Source organism: Actinomadura roseirufa (genome assembly GCF_900659635.1).
GTDB classification, from domain to species: Bacteria; Actinomycetota; Actinomycetes; order Streptosporangiales; family Streptosporangiaceae; genus Spirillospora; species Spirillospora roseirufa.
Genome location: NZ_CAACVB010000079.1, coordinates 1 through 13,002, shown reverse-complemented (window position 1 = coordinate 13,002; position 13,002 = coordinate 1). Strand labels below are relative to the sequence as shown.

Sequence of the window (13,002 nt, the reverse complement as noted above, 5' to 3'; positions counted from 1 at the left end):
TTCGCACACGAACTTGTTCGCAAACGTGTACAAAAATGGAAGATCGGATCATGGACGGATTCCTCGAGGTCGAACCGGCATCTCAGGCCCGCGTCAACTTCGCCCGTATCCTGACCGAATCGGCCCAGCACGGAGTGATGGCCAAACCCCTGGTGCTGGGACGCCATCGCGTCCCCCGAAGGCGTCCTGCTTTCCTACGCGCTGCTGGTGCTGGTCACTGACGCGATCGTCCGCGCTCAAGGCGGCGGCCTCGACCCGGCGACCCTTCCGGTGACCGAAGTCGCCCCGGCCGCCCAGACCCGCGCCGCCCTCCTGCCGCTCCTGGCGCGCCTGTCCGCGCAGGGTCTTGACGTCGCTCCGCTGGTGGTCGGTCGCCATCGCCGTCCCGAGGGCGCGATCATCTCCTGGGCCCTGTTCGAACAGATCTACCCCGACATCGACCGAGCCCAGAGCGCGCAGTGGCCGCCCAGTGGTTGGGACTGCCCGGCGACGAGGAGGTTTTCGCCGAGCAGCAGTTGCGGGCCCTCAACGAAGACCTCGGCTTGGCCTGCCGCCGGCGCGGTCGCGGCACGGCCGCCGCGAGCCCCCCGGCGACCTCGGCGTCCTGGACCGGCGGGTGTTCATCCACCGCCGCGCCCTGGCCCGCCGCCTGGCCCCCGCCGAAACCGCAGGCGGGCCCAAGTGCGGCCACGGCCTAGCCGCCATCAACGCCGACGGCTCGCTGCTGCCCTGCGCCGCCCCAATCGCATCCGGCTGGTCGCGGCTCGTGCCGGGTCTCAAGACCCGGCGTCAAAGACCCCGCCACCCCACCCCTGAGACAAGCCCATCCCCGGGCCGGGCGCTCAGGTCTTGCGGGTGAGGGTCCCGGCGGGGGCTGCGGGAACGCCGGGCGGATGGCGGGCCATGCTTATTGGGCTCCCAGTTTGCTGCCGGGAACTCTGCATGGTCGCCGGATCGTGATGGTGAGCTGGCGGGCTTCTGTGGTGATGGTGAGTTCATCCAGTGATCGGATGGTCGCTTCCGTCGAGGTCTGGTTTCTCAGGCGGTTGCCGAGGCCGATGGAGTGCATGCCGGCGGCGTGGGCAGCGGCGAGCCCGGAGTCGGCGTCTTCGATGACCCAGCAGTCGGAGGGGGCGGCTCCGATGCGCGCTGCGGCTCGGAGATAGCACTCGGGATCGGGTTTGCCGCGGGTGACATCGTCAGCGCTCACCAGTACGGGTGGACTGGGCAGTCCGGTGGCGTTGATACGGGCTTGGGCGACGCTGCGTTCCCCGGATGTGACGATGGCCCATGCGTGCGGGGGGAGGAGGCTCAGGAGTTGCTGGGCTCCGGGCAGCGCGGTCATGGTGGAGGAGGCGGTGATCTCGGCTTGGGCGAGGCGGTGCCTGTGGGCGGGAACCTCGTGTAGGGGGACCAGGTCTTTCAAAGCCTCGGCGGTGGGACGGCCGTGGATGGTTCGAGTGACGTGAGCGGGGTCGAGCCCGTGGTCGCGGGCCCAGGTGGCGAAGATGCGGTCGATGGCGGGCATGGAGTCGACCAGGACTCCGTCCAGATCGATGAGCAGTGCCCGGCCTGTTCCCAAGTGTCGGTGGCCTGGTGGGTCTGCCGCCGGTTGCGTCATGCGGGATCGATGACGATGGTGGCGATCAGTGAGTGTGCTGCGCCGAGTCCCTGCTGCGCTCGCCGTTCACACTCCAGCAGGGTGCGAGCCAGGAGCGGGCCCTGCGTGCCGGGCACGGGCTGGTGGGGGGCCAGGTGTGCTCCTGCCCGGTCGACTTGAGCGTTCCATCGGCTGCTCAGGTCGCGGAAGAACTGAGTGATCGCGCTTGGCGCCTTGGCCGTCGGGGGTTCGAAGCGCAGTCGCCGCCAGGGGGTCGCCGGGGTGCCTTCGGCCAAATCGTTGATGAGCTGGCGGTAGGGCTGGATGTCGGCGTTGAAGGTGCGGGTGGTGGTGTGGCGGCCCACGAGCACGGACCGGTCGGTGAAGTCCAGGTGGCGCGGTCGGACGTTGGCGGCGCGGGCGGCCGCGGCGATGACCGCCGTCAAATCCGAGCAGCTGTAGAACGTCATGGGCGATTGGACACGTTCGGGGGCGTCGTGGAAGAAGGTCATCGCGTAGTCCCACTGGTGGTGCTGCCACTGCGGGGTCCACTCGATGGAGAAGCGGCCGAGGACGTCGACGATGACGGCGGTGCGCCGTTGCGCAGTTCGGGCGCGGGTGAAGATGCCGGTCAAGACGTCGATGGTCTCGCTGGGAGTGAGGTGGGAGTATGGCACGCCGCATGACAGGTAGAGGTCGAAGTCGTTGTCGGGGAGCTCGCCGCGCATGTCGGCGTGGATGAAGGCGGCCGACGGGTGCAGCGACGAGGCGGTGCGGACCATGTCGGCGTCTCCGTCGAGGCCGACGTAGTCGAGCCGGTTGCCGGCGATGACGGGCGGATTCGTGTCATCGGTTGCGGTCAGCAGGTGGATGCCGTCGCCGGTGCCGCTGCCCAGATCCAGGACCCTCAGCGGGGCCTCGGCCGGGAGGTCGAGTTTGGTGACCGCACGGGTCAGGACGGCTCGCGAGGCGGGTTCTTCCATGAGCCGCTTGACCGGATCACGTCGCTTCGGGGACAGGTAGTGGGCCTGGGCGCTCTTGTAGGAGGTCGCGGAGGTCGTTGCAGCTGACGTCATCAGCAGTGCTCCCGGAGGGACGTGAGATCAGGTGGATCGTGAGGATGCGGGGCGGGGGATGTGGTTGCGACGGCAGTAGGCCATGGGTGAACGCATCGCCAGGTGGAGGGCGATCCAGTTCTTCACCGTGCGCAGGAGGCCGTCGTCGGGGGCGCTGTGCCAGAAGTGGTTTTCGTCTTGGGCGCCGTACAAGGGGCAGAACAGCGAAACGGCCAAGGTGGTCCTGAAGCCGCGGGTGAGCGGGGTGACGGCGTGGTAGATCCGGCTCCCGCGGGTGAACATCGTGTCTCCGGCGCGGGTGAACGGTGCCTTGGCGACCTGGGGGTGGTGTTCACCGGCGGCGCGGATGCCGTCGCTGTGCAAGTCGAAGTCGGCGCGGTGGCCCTGGAAGTAGATGTAGTCGCCGCCGTCGTGCTCGCTGCGGTCGGTCAGGGTCATCGTGAAGACGTAGTTCATGCCGTCCAGGTGCCACTTGGCGACTTCCGCGTCGCCGCCGGCGGAGGTGTAGTAGTTGATCTGCACGGCGGCGTCACGGATGGGATGAGGGATGAGCGGCACGCCGACGATGTCGGAGACCAGCGCCAGGAACGCGGGGTCGCGCACCATGTCGTGCACGAACGGAGAAATCGTCTCGACGCCGCGCAGGCGGCGGGTCACGACGTAATCGTTGGTGACGGCCACCGGAGCCAGGTTCGCGCAGATCCGCACCAGGTGCGCGAGGCCTTCGTCGGTGAGCAGCCGCAGCGGTCCGGCCATGGCCACCTCGTCGGGCCGCGAAGGGGTCCCGTGCAGTTCATGGTCGCGGTATCCGAAGTCGCGCATCCGGCGCCGCGGCGGGTCAGCGGGAAGGTCTGCCACGAAGCCGCTGCGCCAGGACGGTTCGTCGGCGACATAGTCGGCGCCGGTGCGAGGACGGGGGATCAGGGATCGACGCACGCGGTCGGCGCCGAAGGTGATCGCGCTGACTCCCGTGCTCTGCTGGTTCATGGGGTACTCCTTGCGATGCCGTTTCAGGTGCGGTCGCGGGCCTGGTAAAGGGCGAGCCGGCGCTGGGCCTGGGTGACCCATTCCTCCAGCACGCTGTCGAGGGGATCGTCCAGAAGCAGCCGCATGAGCGTGTTGTCGTCTTTCCAAGGCTCCTCAGCGGCTTCCATCACCAGCACGAGGGTGAGGCGTTCACCGTCGGGGAAGCTCTCGGCTCGGTGAAGCAGCATGCGGCCCTGCATGAGCACGCTGCAGCCGCGCGGCTGCGGGATGCGCACCGACTCTGCCGCGGAGATGTCGAGGCCGCGTGCCAGCCGGTCCTTGCCTTCGTCTGCGCGACCGCGGTAGATGAGCGTTGCTCCGCCCTGAGTGCTGCCGCTGGTGTGCAAAGGAATGAGTTCGACCATCGCGGCGCCGTCGGTATGGAAGTGGATGGGCACCTCCCCCGGACGGTAGAAGTTGAGATGCGAGGCCGCCCGGCTGATCGGGTAGGGAGCCAGGCGTGTTCCGGCGAGTTCGCTGAGCGCCTCCAGACGGGCGGAGTCATGCATCAACTCGGCGATCTCCGGCACGTGCACCTGAGCCTCCCGCAGATGTCGCAGGCCCAAGAACCGGTCGGAGTCCTGCGCCTCCGGGTGCGTGCGCGCCAGCTTCCTGGCCTTCCCCTCGATGGCGGTCAGCAGTGTTTCGTCGTAGCCGTGCCGGAGCCGCGCGTACGCAAGCTCGCTCACCCGGTGAATATCCGACTCGACGCCGGTGACGGCACCGAGCGTCTGCTTTTCAAGTATGTGCACCCAAAGCCCCTTCTTCGTGCGCGCCCTCAGGTAGGCAACATAAAACTTGACGATAAATAGATCAAGTGGTCAACGAAACGCGCCCCCACCTGCGGAAAATCCTTGAATCTCCAGGTCGCGACGCCAGGGCGACCGCGTTATCGACACAAGTAAATGCGCGCGCATGAATAGCAACTGCTATTTTTCCTGCAACGCATAGACCAGCGACTTTCGGTCTCTTTGTTTGCGTGGCCCATCGTCGGGTATGGTGCATCGGTTTGACGCCGGGCTCCAATGGGTGAGAATCACCCGCACATAAACAGAACGAACGCCAAAGCCGGGCAAATTTAACTTTACCGTTCGAGATCGCCGGGCCTGCGGCGTCAGGGCATCCATCGGTCACGCAGGGGCGGGCACGCTCGACACGATCGTCAGGCGAGGGGGTATGAATGAGGACATGATGAGTCCTCAGTGGCAGTCCTTCCTCATCGCGGCTCCGTTGATAGCGATCACCCCGGGCGCCAACCAGTTACTGTCGTTGCGCAATGCGCTCCAGCAAGGAGCAATGGACGCCATCGTGGCCCTTTCGGGCCGATTCTCGGCATTTCTTCTTCTAGCGCTGGCGACAGCGGCCGGTCTTGGCGGCCTGCTGCTGGCCTGGGAACCGGCTTTCGCGGTCGTCAAGTGGTGCGGGGTGGCCTACTTGCTCTACCTGGGGGGACGCATGATCTATCAGAGTCGAACTCCGCGTAGCGCGCAAGAACGAGCAGAGGAACGACAGACCTCCTTGTCATCACTACGTCGGACTCGCTGGGAATTGACTCGGCAGGAGTTCCTGGTGGCCGCCACCAATCCCAAGGCGCTGCTGCTTTTCGCTGCGTTCCTCCCTCAGTTCATCAACCACGCCGCAGGTGCGGTGCCCGTGCAGCTGATCGCGCTGGGGACCGCCTACATCGCCGTGGAATTCGCGGCCGCTCTGGTGTACGCGGGAGTGGGTGGAGCCCTCACCTCGTTCGATCTGACGGCACGGGCCCGGCGCCTACTCGACCGTGCCACCGGGGCCACCATGGTCACCATTGCGGGCTGGCTCGCATTTGGACGCCATTGATGGCGGCCTTCCATTCGGGTCCATGCGAGCAGGGAAAAAATAGCTCAGTGTGGCGGTCGCTGCGGTGCGTGACACCGGCGCGATAGGGTCATGCATGCGGCGAGCATGGTCTGGGGTGGGTATGTTTCATCGGTGGAAAACGCCTATGGAGCATACCGTCCTGCGGCGGCCGTCCAGGCGAATAGTTTTTCATGGGTCGTTGCATACAAATGGTTGTGTGAAACATCCACATGGAAACGATCGCGGGGGAACGGCGACGACTTCACTCGCGTGGAAGCCCACGACTGGCCGATGTTGATTTCGCCGCGCCGCGCCCGCCGGGTCGCTATGCCGGACCGGCAAAGGCAAGGTGCCCTCCGGTACAACCTGCCCGGTTCGGCTCGTGCCCGCTCTGGCCAAGGCGCTGAACGTCCCCACCCCGCCGGTGCGCAAGCCCGAATCGGTGTGGGTCCAGATGCCCACCCGGCGGCCGTCGGCACCGAGCCGTTCGGGACACGGTGGGCGCTGGGCGACCCCGGCCGTGCGCTGGAAGCCGCCCGCGGGCTGCGCCTGGGCATGTTCCCCACCGCCGAACGCCGCGGCCGGTACGCCACCGACCTCGCACGCGTCCACCGCGCCCCCGAGCAGACCACGCTAATTCCTGCTCGCCGCCGCGCACGCTCCCAGCGAGGTCAACGGACGGCCGTCGATCCGGGCCGTCGCCCAGGACATCGTCACCCGGCACCGCAACGTGAACGGTGCTCGCGAACTCGCCGCGGTCCTGGGCCACTCCTCGAAACGCTGACCTCCGCTAGCGCGTCCCGCCACCAAGACTCGGGCGCGGCGAGCCGAGGAATGAAAATCCGCTCTACGCCGCCGGTCCGGTCACGGCCGGCGCAGGGCCCTTCTCGGACGCCCAGGTGTCGGCGGCCATCGCGGGGCAGCAGGCCGCGTCGGCGGGGTACGGATCGCACCAGTATGGGCTACAGGGTCGTCGGGGGCGTATCGCGCCGCTCATGTTGCCCAGATCCCCGTCCTGCTGGTCGGGCAGGCCGGGACGTCAGGCGGTCGAGGCCGTCATGCTCGCCTCCGGTTCACGACCATGTCGTCGGGGAGAGTACGCGTGACGATCACGCCCGTCAGCAGCAGTAGCGGCTCACCATCGAGCGCGGAGGGCTTCCACCGGATCTGGATACTGGGGTCAACCGGAGAGCCGCGTGGAACGTCGACCTGCGCCCTCGGTGACCGCAAGGGCGGGTTCATCGAGACCGGTGCCATTGTGAGGCTGGGGTGCGGCGGCGGAGGTGTCGTTCACCAGCGCGTCGTCTCGTTCATCGCGTGCGAGTCGCCCAGGTGCTCGGCGTTGCCCGCCATTGAGGAGATGGCGGCGGCCTGCACGATGGGCGCGTACCGGGCCAGCAGTTCCAGGGCGTCATGGGTCTGCGCCGCGTAGAAGTGCTCACAGCGGCCCTGGTCGCCGCAGATCTCGATGAAGAACCGAGGAGTCTCGGGACGCGAGTAGACCACGATGCTCGTCCCCGTCGGGATGTGGCCACCGATCGTGGTGAACAGCTCGTACCCCAGCTGCTCAAGCGCAGCTGTCACCTCGTCGCCGTCCTGCGATGTCTCTGGCAACAGGTCCCGGACGCTGTTCCATTCACCGTTCGTGTAGTGCGAGGCCGTCGTCGTCATGAGGCCCAAGGCTAGAACTCCTCGTGCCCGCGCGCCCCCCGACCTCGATGTCACCGTCCGCGAACGGGTCCTCGACGAGGCGGCGGGCAATCCGCTCGCGCTGCTGGAACTGCTGGCGGGGCTGACCGTGGGCGAGCGCACCGGGCTGGCCGCTCTGCGCGCGCTCGGCCTGCTCCATTTGGGGCTCGGGCGTCATGAGGAGGCTCTGCGCGTCCTTCAGGAGGCGGCCGCCGGCCCGGCCCGGCACACCGCCGTCGTGCTCTGCGCGCTTCCCGACCTCGTGGAGGCCGCCGTCCGGGCGGGCGATCCCGGCCGGGCCGCGGCCGCCCGGGATCGCTTCGCCGCCTGGGCCGCCGCGGTCGACCAGCCGTGGTCGTCGGCGGCCGCGCTGCGGTGCGAGGCCCTGCTGGCGCCGTCCGACACGTCCTCCGAGGCGGCTTTCGAGGCGGCGGCGCGGCTGCACGAGCGGGGCGGGCGACCGTTCGAACGCGCCCGGACCGAGCTGGCGCACGGCGAACGGCTGCGCCGGGCCCGCCGCCGCTCGGACGCGCGCGTCCCGCTGCGCTCGGCCCTGGCTGCCTTCGAGCGGCTCGGCGCCGCCCCCTGGGCCGACCGGGCCCGCACCGAACTGCGCGCGACCGGTGAGACCACGGCCGCCCGGCCCGGCGGCGCCGACCACCATGAACAACAAAAGGTTGTCTGAGATCCACTGAACGATTGTTAGACACCGCTCACCTCTACGGATCGAATGACCGCACCACGGATTCGACAACCAGAGGGCGTAGCTCATGCGGGGGTTCAGTCATCTCCATGTCCATACGGAGTACAGCATGCTCGACGGGGCCGCGAAGGTCGGGCGGCTCATGGACGAGGTGGCGCGGCTGGGGATGACCGCCGTGGCGATGAGCGATCACGGCAACGTGCACGGCGCGTACGAGTTCTTCCGGTCGGCGGGCCGGGCGGGCATCAAGCCGATCATCGGTATCGAGGGGTACGTCGCTCCGGCGTCGCGCCATCACCGCAAGCCGGTGTTCTACAGCGACGATCTGTCGCTGCGCCGGTCCGACGACGCCACCGGGGTGGGCGGCGACGTCTCCGGGCGGGGCCTGTACACGCACATGACGATGTGGGCGGCCGACGCGGCGGGGCTGCGGAACCTGTTCCGCCTGCAATCGCGCGCCTGGCTCGAAGGGCACGTGCAGAAGTACCCGCGGATGGACGACGAGCTGCTCGCCGAGTACGGCGAGGGGATCATCGCCACGACCGGCTGCCCGTCCGGTGCGGTCCAGACGCGGCTCCGCCTGGGCCAGTACGACGAGGCCGTCGAGACCGCGGCGAAGTACCGGGACCTCTTCGGCGAGGAGAACTACTTCCTGGAGCTGATGGACCACGGTCTCGCCATCGAGCGCCGGGTCCGCGAGGACCTCCTGAGGATCGGCAGGACGCTGGGCCTGCCGCCGCTGGCGACCAACGACTCGCATTACGTGACCGAGGACCAGGCGGGGGCGCACGACGCGCTGCTGTGCATCGGTACCGGCAAGCGGCTCGCCGACCAGAACCGCTTCCGGTTCTCGGGGTCGGGGTACTTCGTCAAGACGGCCGAGGAGATGCGGGCGCTGTGGGACGCGGAGGTCCCCGGCGCGTGCGACAACACGCTCGTCGTCGCCGAGCGCGTCGGCGACTACGGCGAGGTGTTCGCCCATCGGGACCTGATGCCGAAGTTCCCGGTCCCCGAGGGCGGCACCGAGTCCTCGTGGCTGCGCGCGGAGACGCTGGCGGGGGCGCGGCGCCGGTACGCGGGGGACCCGCCGCGGGAGGTGCTGGACCGCATCGACTACGAGCTGTCCGTCATCGACGACATGGGCTTCCCCGGGTACTTCCTCGTCGTCGCCGACATCTGCCGGCACGCCCGCGCGAACGGCATCGGCCTGGGCCCGGGGCGCGGATCGGCGACCGGGTCGATGGTCGCCTACTGCACCGGCATCACCGAGCTCGATCCGATCGAGCACAAACTGATCTTCGAGCGGTTCCTCAACCCCGAGCGCGTCACGATGCCGGACGTCGACCTGGACTTCGACGACCGCCGCCGGGACGAGATGATCGACTACGTCACCCGCAGGTACGGGGCCGACCGGGTCTGCCAGATCGTCACCTTCGGAACGATCAAGGCGAAGGCGGCGGTGAAGGACGCCTGTCGTGTGCTGGGCCATCCGTACGCCCTCGGCGACCGGATCACCAAGGCGTTCCCGGCGGCCGTCGGCGGCCGGGAGATCCCGCTGTCGGCCATCCACGACACGGCTCACGACCGGCACGGCGAGGCCGCCGAGCTGCGGCGGATGTACGAGGAGGAACCCGACGTCAGGCAGGTCATCGACACCGCCGCGGGCGTCGAGGGACTGACCCGGGGAACCGGCGTCCACGCGGCGGGCGTGATCCTCTCGTCCGAGCCGCTGATCGACGTGCTGCCACTGGCGAAGCCGAAGCAGGACGGCCCGGTGGTCACGGGTTTCCCCTTCACGCAGGCCGAGGACATGGGCCTGCTGAAGATGGACTTCCTCGGGCTGCGGAACCTGACCGTCATCAACGACGCGATCGCCAACGTCCGGGCGAACAGGGGCGTCGAGGTCGACATCCTCGCCGTCCCCCTCGACGACGCGAGAACCTACGAGCTGCTCGCCCGCGGCGACACGCTGGGGGTGTTCCAGCTCGACGGCGGCGGGATGCGAACGCTGCTGCGGCTGATGCGCCCGACGGTGTTCACCGACATCGCGGCAGTGTCCGCCCTCTACCGGCCGGGGCCGATGGAGATGAACGCCCACACCAACTACGCGCTGCGCAAGACGGGCAAGCAGAAGGTCGAACCGATCCATCCCGAGCTGGCGGAGGCGCTCGAACCGATCCTGGGCGACACGTTCCACCTGGTCGTCTTCCAGGAGCAGGTCATGGCGATCGCGCAGCAGCTCGCCGGGTACTCCCTCGGCGGTGCGGACATGCTGCGCCGGGCGATGGGCAAGAAGAAGAAGGACGTCCTGGACGCCGAGTGGGGCAGGTTCTCCACGGGCATGAAGGAGCGAGGCTTCTCCGACGAGGCGGTGAAGGCCGTGTGGGACGTCCTCGTCCCCTTCTCCGGGTACGGCTTCAACAAGTCCCACACCGCCGGTTATGGCGTCGTGTCCTATTGGACGGCCTACCTCAAGGCGAACTATCCCGCCGAGTATCTCGCCGCGCTGCTCACCTCGGTCGGCGGCGACAAGGACAAGATGGCGGTCTACCTGCCGGACTGCCGCCGCCTCGGCATCAAGGTGCTGCCCCCGGACGTCAACGAGAGCGAGCTGAACTTCGCCGCCGTCGGCGCGGACATCCGGTTCGGGCTCGGCGCGATCCGCAACGTCGGCGGCAACGTCGTCGAGGCGATCGTGACGGCCCGCCGCGAGAAGGGCGCCTACACCGGCTTCAACGACTTCCTGACCAAGGTCCCCGCCGTCGTGTGTAACAAGCGGGTCGTCGAGTCGCTGGCCAAGGCCGGCGCCTTCGATGGCCTCGGCCACCCCCGCAAGGCCCTCGTCCAGGTCCACGAGCAGGCCATCGACGCGGTCATCGACGTCAAGCGCAACGAGGCCCGGGGCCAGGACTCCCTCTTCGCCGCGTCCGGCGAGCCGGACGGCGGGTCCGGCGACGTGCTCGCGGTCGCGGTCCCCGAGGGAGAATGGGACAAGAGCACCCTGCTGGCCTTCGAGCGGGAGATGCTCGGCCTGTACGTGTCCTCCCATCCGCTGGACGGCATCGAGCGGGTCCTGGAGGCCGGCCGGGACACCACGATCGCCGAGCTCCTCGCCTCCGGCCGCACGGACGGCGTCGTCACGGTGGCCGGGATCATCTCCGGCCTCCAGCGCAAGGTCACCAAGCAGGGCAGCCCGTGGGCGATCGTCGGTCTCGAGGACCACGACGCCGCGGTGGAGTGCCTGATCTTCCCCAAGACCTACCTCCTGTACGGCGAGACGCTGGCGGAGGATCGCGTCGTGTCCGTCCGGGGAAGGATCAACGTGCGCGACGAGACGACGGGCATCTACGGCGAAGAGGTCACCGTGCTCGACGTCGCGCGTGCCGGCACCGAACCGCCCGTCGTCATCTCCGTCCGGGAGGCGCAGCTGAACCCAGGGCTGGTCCAGGAGTTCAAGCACATTCTGACCACTCATCCCGGCCCTGCGCCCGTCCATGTGCGCGTCCACCGGCACGGTGCGGCGAGCGTGCTACTGGACCTCCAGCCCTTCCAGGTCAGACCCGAGCCGGCGTTCTACGGCGATGTGAAGGCACTGCTCGGCGCCGACGCGATCGGCGGGACATGACCGCCGCGTCGGCCTGCCCCCGATGCGGCATCGGGGAGGTCCTCGCCGTCTTGCGGCTACCTCATGTCTGGACGGGCGCCCGGGGAAACCGGATCCGGGTCGTCAGCGACGTCCTCCTGTGCGCCCGCTGCGACGCGGACGATCCCCTCGCGGGCCCGGTCGTCACCTACTTCATCGTCCATGGCTCCGTGCAGCCGGACGGCGCGTCCGACTTCGCGCGGGTCCTGCTCCGCTGGGTCGCGGGGGCGCGGCCACCGGAGCCGGACGAGAACGCTCTGCGGGCCGAGACCGAGGCGTGGTACCGCGGAGAGCTGTGACCGCCCGCCCCGCCACCTGGGCTGTGCGGTGAGGAAGTCCCGGACGGTGGAGGCGAATTTTCGTGGGTCGTCGGTCGTGGACCTAGTGACCGCATCCGGGGAATTCGCGCAGCGTGGTGTCCGGGCGGCGGGCGGCCGGTTGAGTGCTCCGCCCTCCTCGACGACCAGTGTCCGGACCAGCTCGGGGTGTTGTGCCGCGAGCCGGAACGCCACGACCCCGCCCATCGAGTGGCCGAGCACCGCCAGCGGCCCCAGGCCCAGCGACCGGGCGAACGCGGCGGCGTCGGCGACATAGGCGTCCGGTGAGACGTCGTGGTGGCGCTCGCTGAGCCCGTGGCACCGCTGCTCCAGCGCGATCACCCGGAACCGCGGCGCCAGCGCGGCGGCCAGTCCGGCGAACGCCCCGGCCCTGCCGAAGTGCCCGTGCTGCCGGATCGTCAGCCCCGAGCGGGGGTTGCCGGTGAACCTTCCCGGCCGGGGCGTGGTGGAGCGAGGTGCGCGTGAGGGCCAGGAGTTGCTGGACGGCGGCCAGGTCCCGGGCCAGGGTGGTCAGCGAGGCGGGCCCGGCGCCGCCGGGTCCGTGCCGGCGATGCCGCGCCGCCGCTGTCGCCACGATCGTCAAGGCCGCCGACACCGACGCCGGGCAACCGCCCACTCCCTGCGCGCTAGCATCGGCACCGCCGCCCGCGCCGCCGGCGTCGACGAATCTCGCGTCGGCCGCCTCCCCGGCCACCGGCACCACCACCGGCTGCTACAACCGTCCCCGCTGGGACGGCCGCCTCCACCACACCCTCTACACCTGGATTCCCGCTCACCCCGCCCAGGTCTCCCCGGCGCCGGGCGCACAGATCATCGTTCTCACCGAGAGTGATCTCGATCTCTACCTGATCGCGATCGAGCCCGCCTGAGGCGTGGTGCTCACCGAGACTTCATCGGTGTGTGGGGAGCGGTGAGGCCGCGTTGTGCTTGATGGTCAGATGATCGCCACGTCGTAGAGGATCCGCCGCATCGACGGCACCGGCAGGCCGGGGTTGCCGGCGGCGCAGCGCGCCGCCGCCGGGTCGTCCAGCAGCTCCAGCACGCGCGCCACCGGCAGCCGCGCGTCCCGCGCGGCCGCGGCGCGCACC

General features: G+C 69.1%; 10 protein-coding genes and 1 pseudogene. 5 read left to right on the top strand and 6 right to left on the bottom strand.

From position 1 onward, the window contains the following. Window positions 1–907: 907 nt before the first annotated feature. From E1291_RS18445 to E1291_RS18430, 4 genes are read right to left on the bottom strand one after another with little or no spacing between them, the layout of a single operon-like run. Window positions 908–1,621 (bottom strand): HAD-IA family hydrolase, encoded by a 714-nt coding sequence (locus E1291_RS18445; RefSeq protein ID WP_131739060.1) that lies wholly within the window; start codon window positions 1,619–1,621, stop codon window positions 908–910. Next, window positions 1,618–2,676 carry a class I SAM-dependent methyltransferase gene (locus tag E1291_RS18440; protein ID WP_131739059.1) on the bottom strand — a complete coding sequence of 353 codons (1,059 nt, stop codon included), beginning with the start codon at window positions 2,674–2,676 and terminating at the stop codon, window positions 1,618–1,620. The genes E1291_RS18445 and E1291_RS18440 overlap by 4 nt, the downstream gene beginning before the upstream one ends. Before the next feature lie 27 nt (window positions 2,677–2,703). Beyond that, the gene (locus tag E1291_RS18435; RefSeq protein WP_131739058.1) at window positions 2,704–3,663 is read right to left on the bottom strand and encodes a hypothetical protein; all 960 of its coding nucleotides are present in this window, start codon (window positions 3,661–3,663) and stop codon (window positions 2,704–2,706) included. Window positions 3,664–3,686: 23 nt separating this feature from the next. Continuing rightward, window positions 3,687–4,454 carry a hypothetical protein gene (locus tag E1291_RS18430; RefSeq protein ID WP_131739057.1) on the bottom strand — a complete coding sequence of 256 codons (768 nt, stop codon included), beginning with the start codon at window positions 4,452–4,454 and terminating at the stop codon, window positions 3,687–3,689. A 424-nt stretch (window positions 4,455–4,878) separates the two neighbouring features. Here E1291_RS18430 and E1291_RS18425 point away from each other — a divergent pair, with 424 nt between their 5' ends. Next, a complete protein-coding gene (locus tag E1291_RS18425) occupies window positions 4,879–5,541 on the top strand; it encodes a LysE family translocator (protein ID WP_207400797.1) in 663 nt (220 codons plus the stop codon). A gap of 1,290 nt (window positions 5,542–6,831) precedes the next feature. Here the strand turns inward: E1291_RS18425 and E1291_RS18420 are convergent. Beyond that, window positions 6,832–7,212, bottom strand: a complete 381-nt coding sequence (locus tag E1291_RS18420; RefSeq protein ID WP_131739056.1) for a hypothetical protein — start codon at window positions 7,210–7,212, stop codon at window positions 6,832–6,834. Here E1291_RS18420 and E1291_RS18415 point away from each other — a divergent pair. The 3 genes from E1291_RS18415 (at window position 7,211) to E1291_RS44020 (ending at window position 11,875) form a co-directional block, all read left to right on the top strand. Beyond that, a complete protein-coding gene (locus E1291_RS18415; RefSeq protein ID WP_131739055.1) occupies window positions 7,211–7,915 on the top strand; it encodes a hypothetical protein in 705 nt (234 codons plus the stop codon). The genes E1291_RS18420 and E1291_RS18415 overlap by 2 nt on opposite strands. An 85-nt stretch (window positions 7,916–8,000) precedes the next feature. After that, window positions 8,001–11,558 (top strand): DNA polymerase III subunit alpha, encoded by a 3,558-nt coding sequence (gene dnaE / locus E1291_RS18410; protein WP_131739054.1) that lies wholly within the window; start codon window positions 8,001–8,003, stop codon window positions 11,556–11,558. Beyond that, the gene (locus E1291_RS44020) at window positions 11,555–11,875 is read left to right on the top strand and encodes a DUF6300 family protein (protein WP_242614226.1); all 321 of its coding nucleotides are present in this window, start codon (window positions 11,555–11,557) and stop codon (window positions 11,873–11,875) included. The genes dnaE and E1291_RS44020 overlap by 4 nt, the downstream gene beginning before the upstream one ends. Here E1291_RS44020 and E1291_RS44015 read toward each other — a convergent pair. Continuing rightward, window positions 11,813–12,310 (bottom strand): annotated as a pseudogene (locus E1291_RS44015) (alpha/beta fold hydrolase); the annotation flags it as partial. The gene E1291_RS44020 and the pseudogene E1291_RS44015 overlap by 63 nt on opposite strands. A gap of 65 nt (window positions 12,311–12,375) precedes the next feature. Here E1291_RS44015 and E1291_RS18400 point away from each other — a divergent pair. After that, on the top strand, window positions 12,376–12,783 hold the full coding sequence (locus tag E1291_RS18400) for a hypothetical protein (protein WP_131739053.1): 408 nt from the start codon (window positions 12,376–12,378) through the stop codon (window positions 12,781–12,783). Window positions 12,784–13,002 lie beyond the last annotated feature (219 nt).

Bases quoted from the DNA above. Each gene is read 5' to 3' on its own strand.
- E1291_RS18445 (WP_131739060.1), bottom strand. From the start codon at position 1,621: ATGACGCAACCGGCGGCAGACCCACCAGGCCACCGACACTTGGGAACA.
- E1291_RS18415 (WP_131739055.1), top strand. From the start codon at position 7,211: ATGAGGCCCAAGGCTAGAACTCCTCGTGCCCGCGCGCCCCCCGACCTC.
- E1291_RS18425 (WP_207400797.1), top strand. From the start codon at position 4,879: ATGAATGAGGACATGATGAGTCCTCAGTGGCAGTCCTTCCTCATCGCG.
- E1291_RS18435 (WP_131739058.1), bottom strand. From the start codon at position 3,663: ATGAACCAGCAGAGCACGGGAGTCAGCGCGATCACCTTCGGCGCCGAC.
- E1291_RS18420 (WP_131739056.1), bottom strand. From the start codon at position 7,212: ATGACGACGACGGCCTCGCACTACACGAACGGTGAATGGAACAGCGTC.
- E1291_RS18440 (WP_131739059.1), bottom strand. From the start codon at position 2,676: ATGACGTCAGCTGCAACGACCTCCGCGACCTCCTACAAGAGCGCCCAG.
- E1291_RS44020 (WP_242614226.1), top strand. From the start codon at position 11,555: ATGACCGCCGCGTCGGCCTGCCCCCGATGCGGCATCGGGGAGGTCCTC.
- dnaE (WP_131739054.1), top strand. From the start codon at position 8,001: ATGCGGGGGTTCAGTCATCTCCATGTCCATACGGAGTACAGCATGCTC.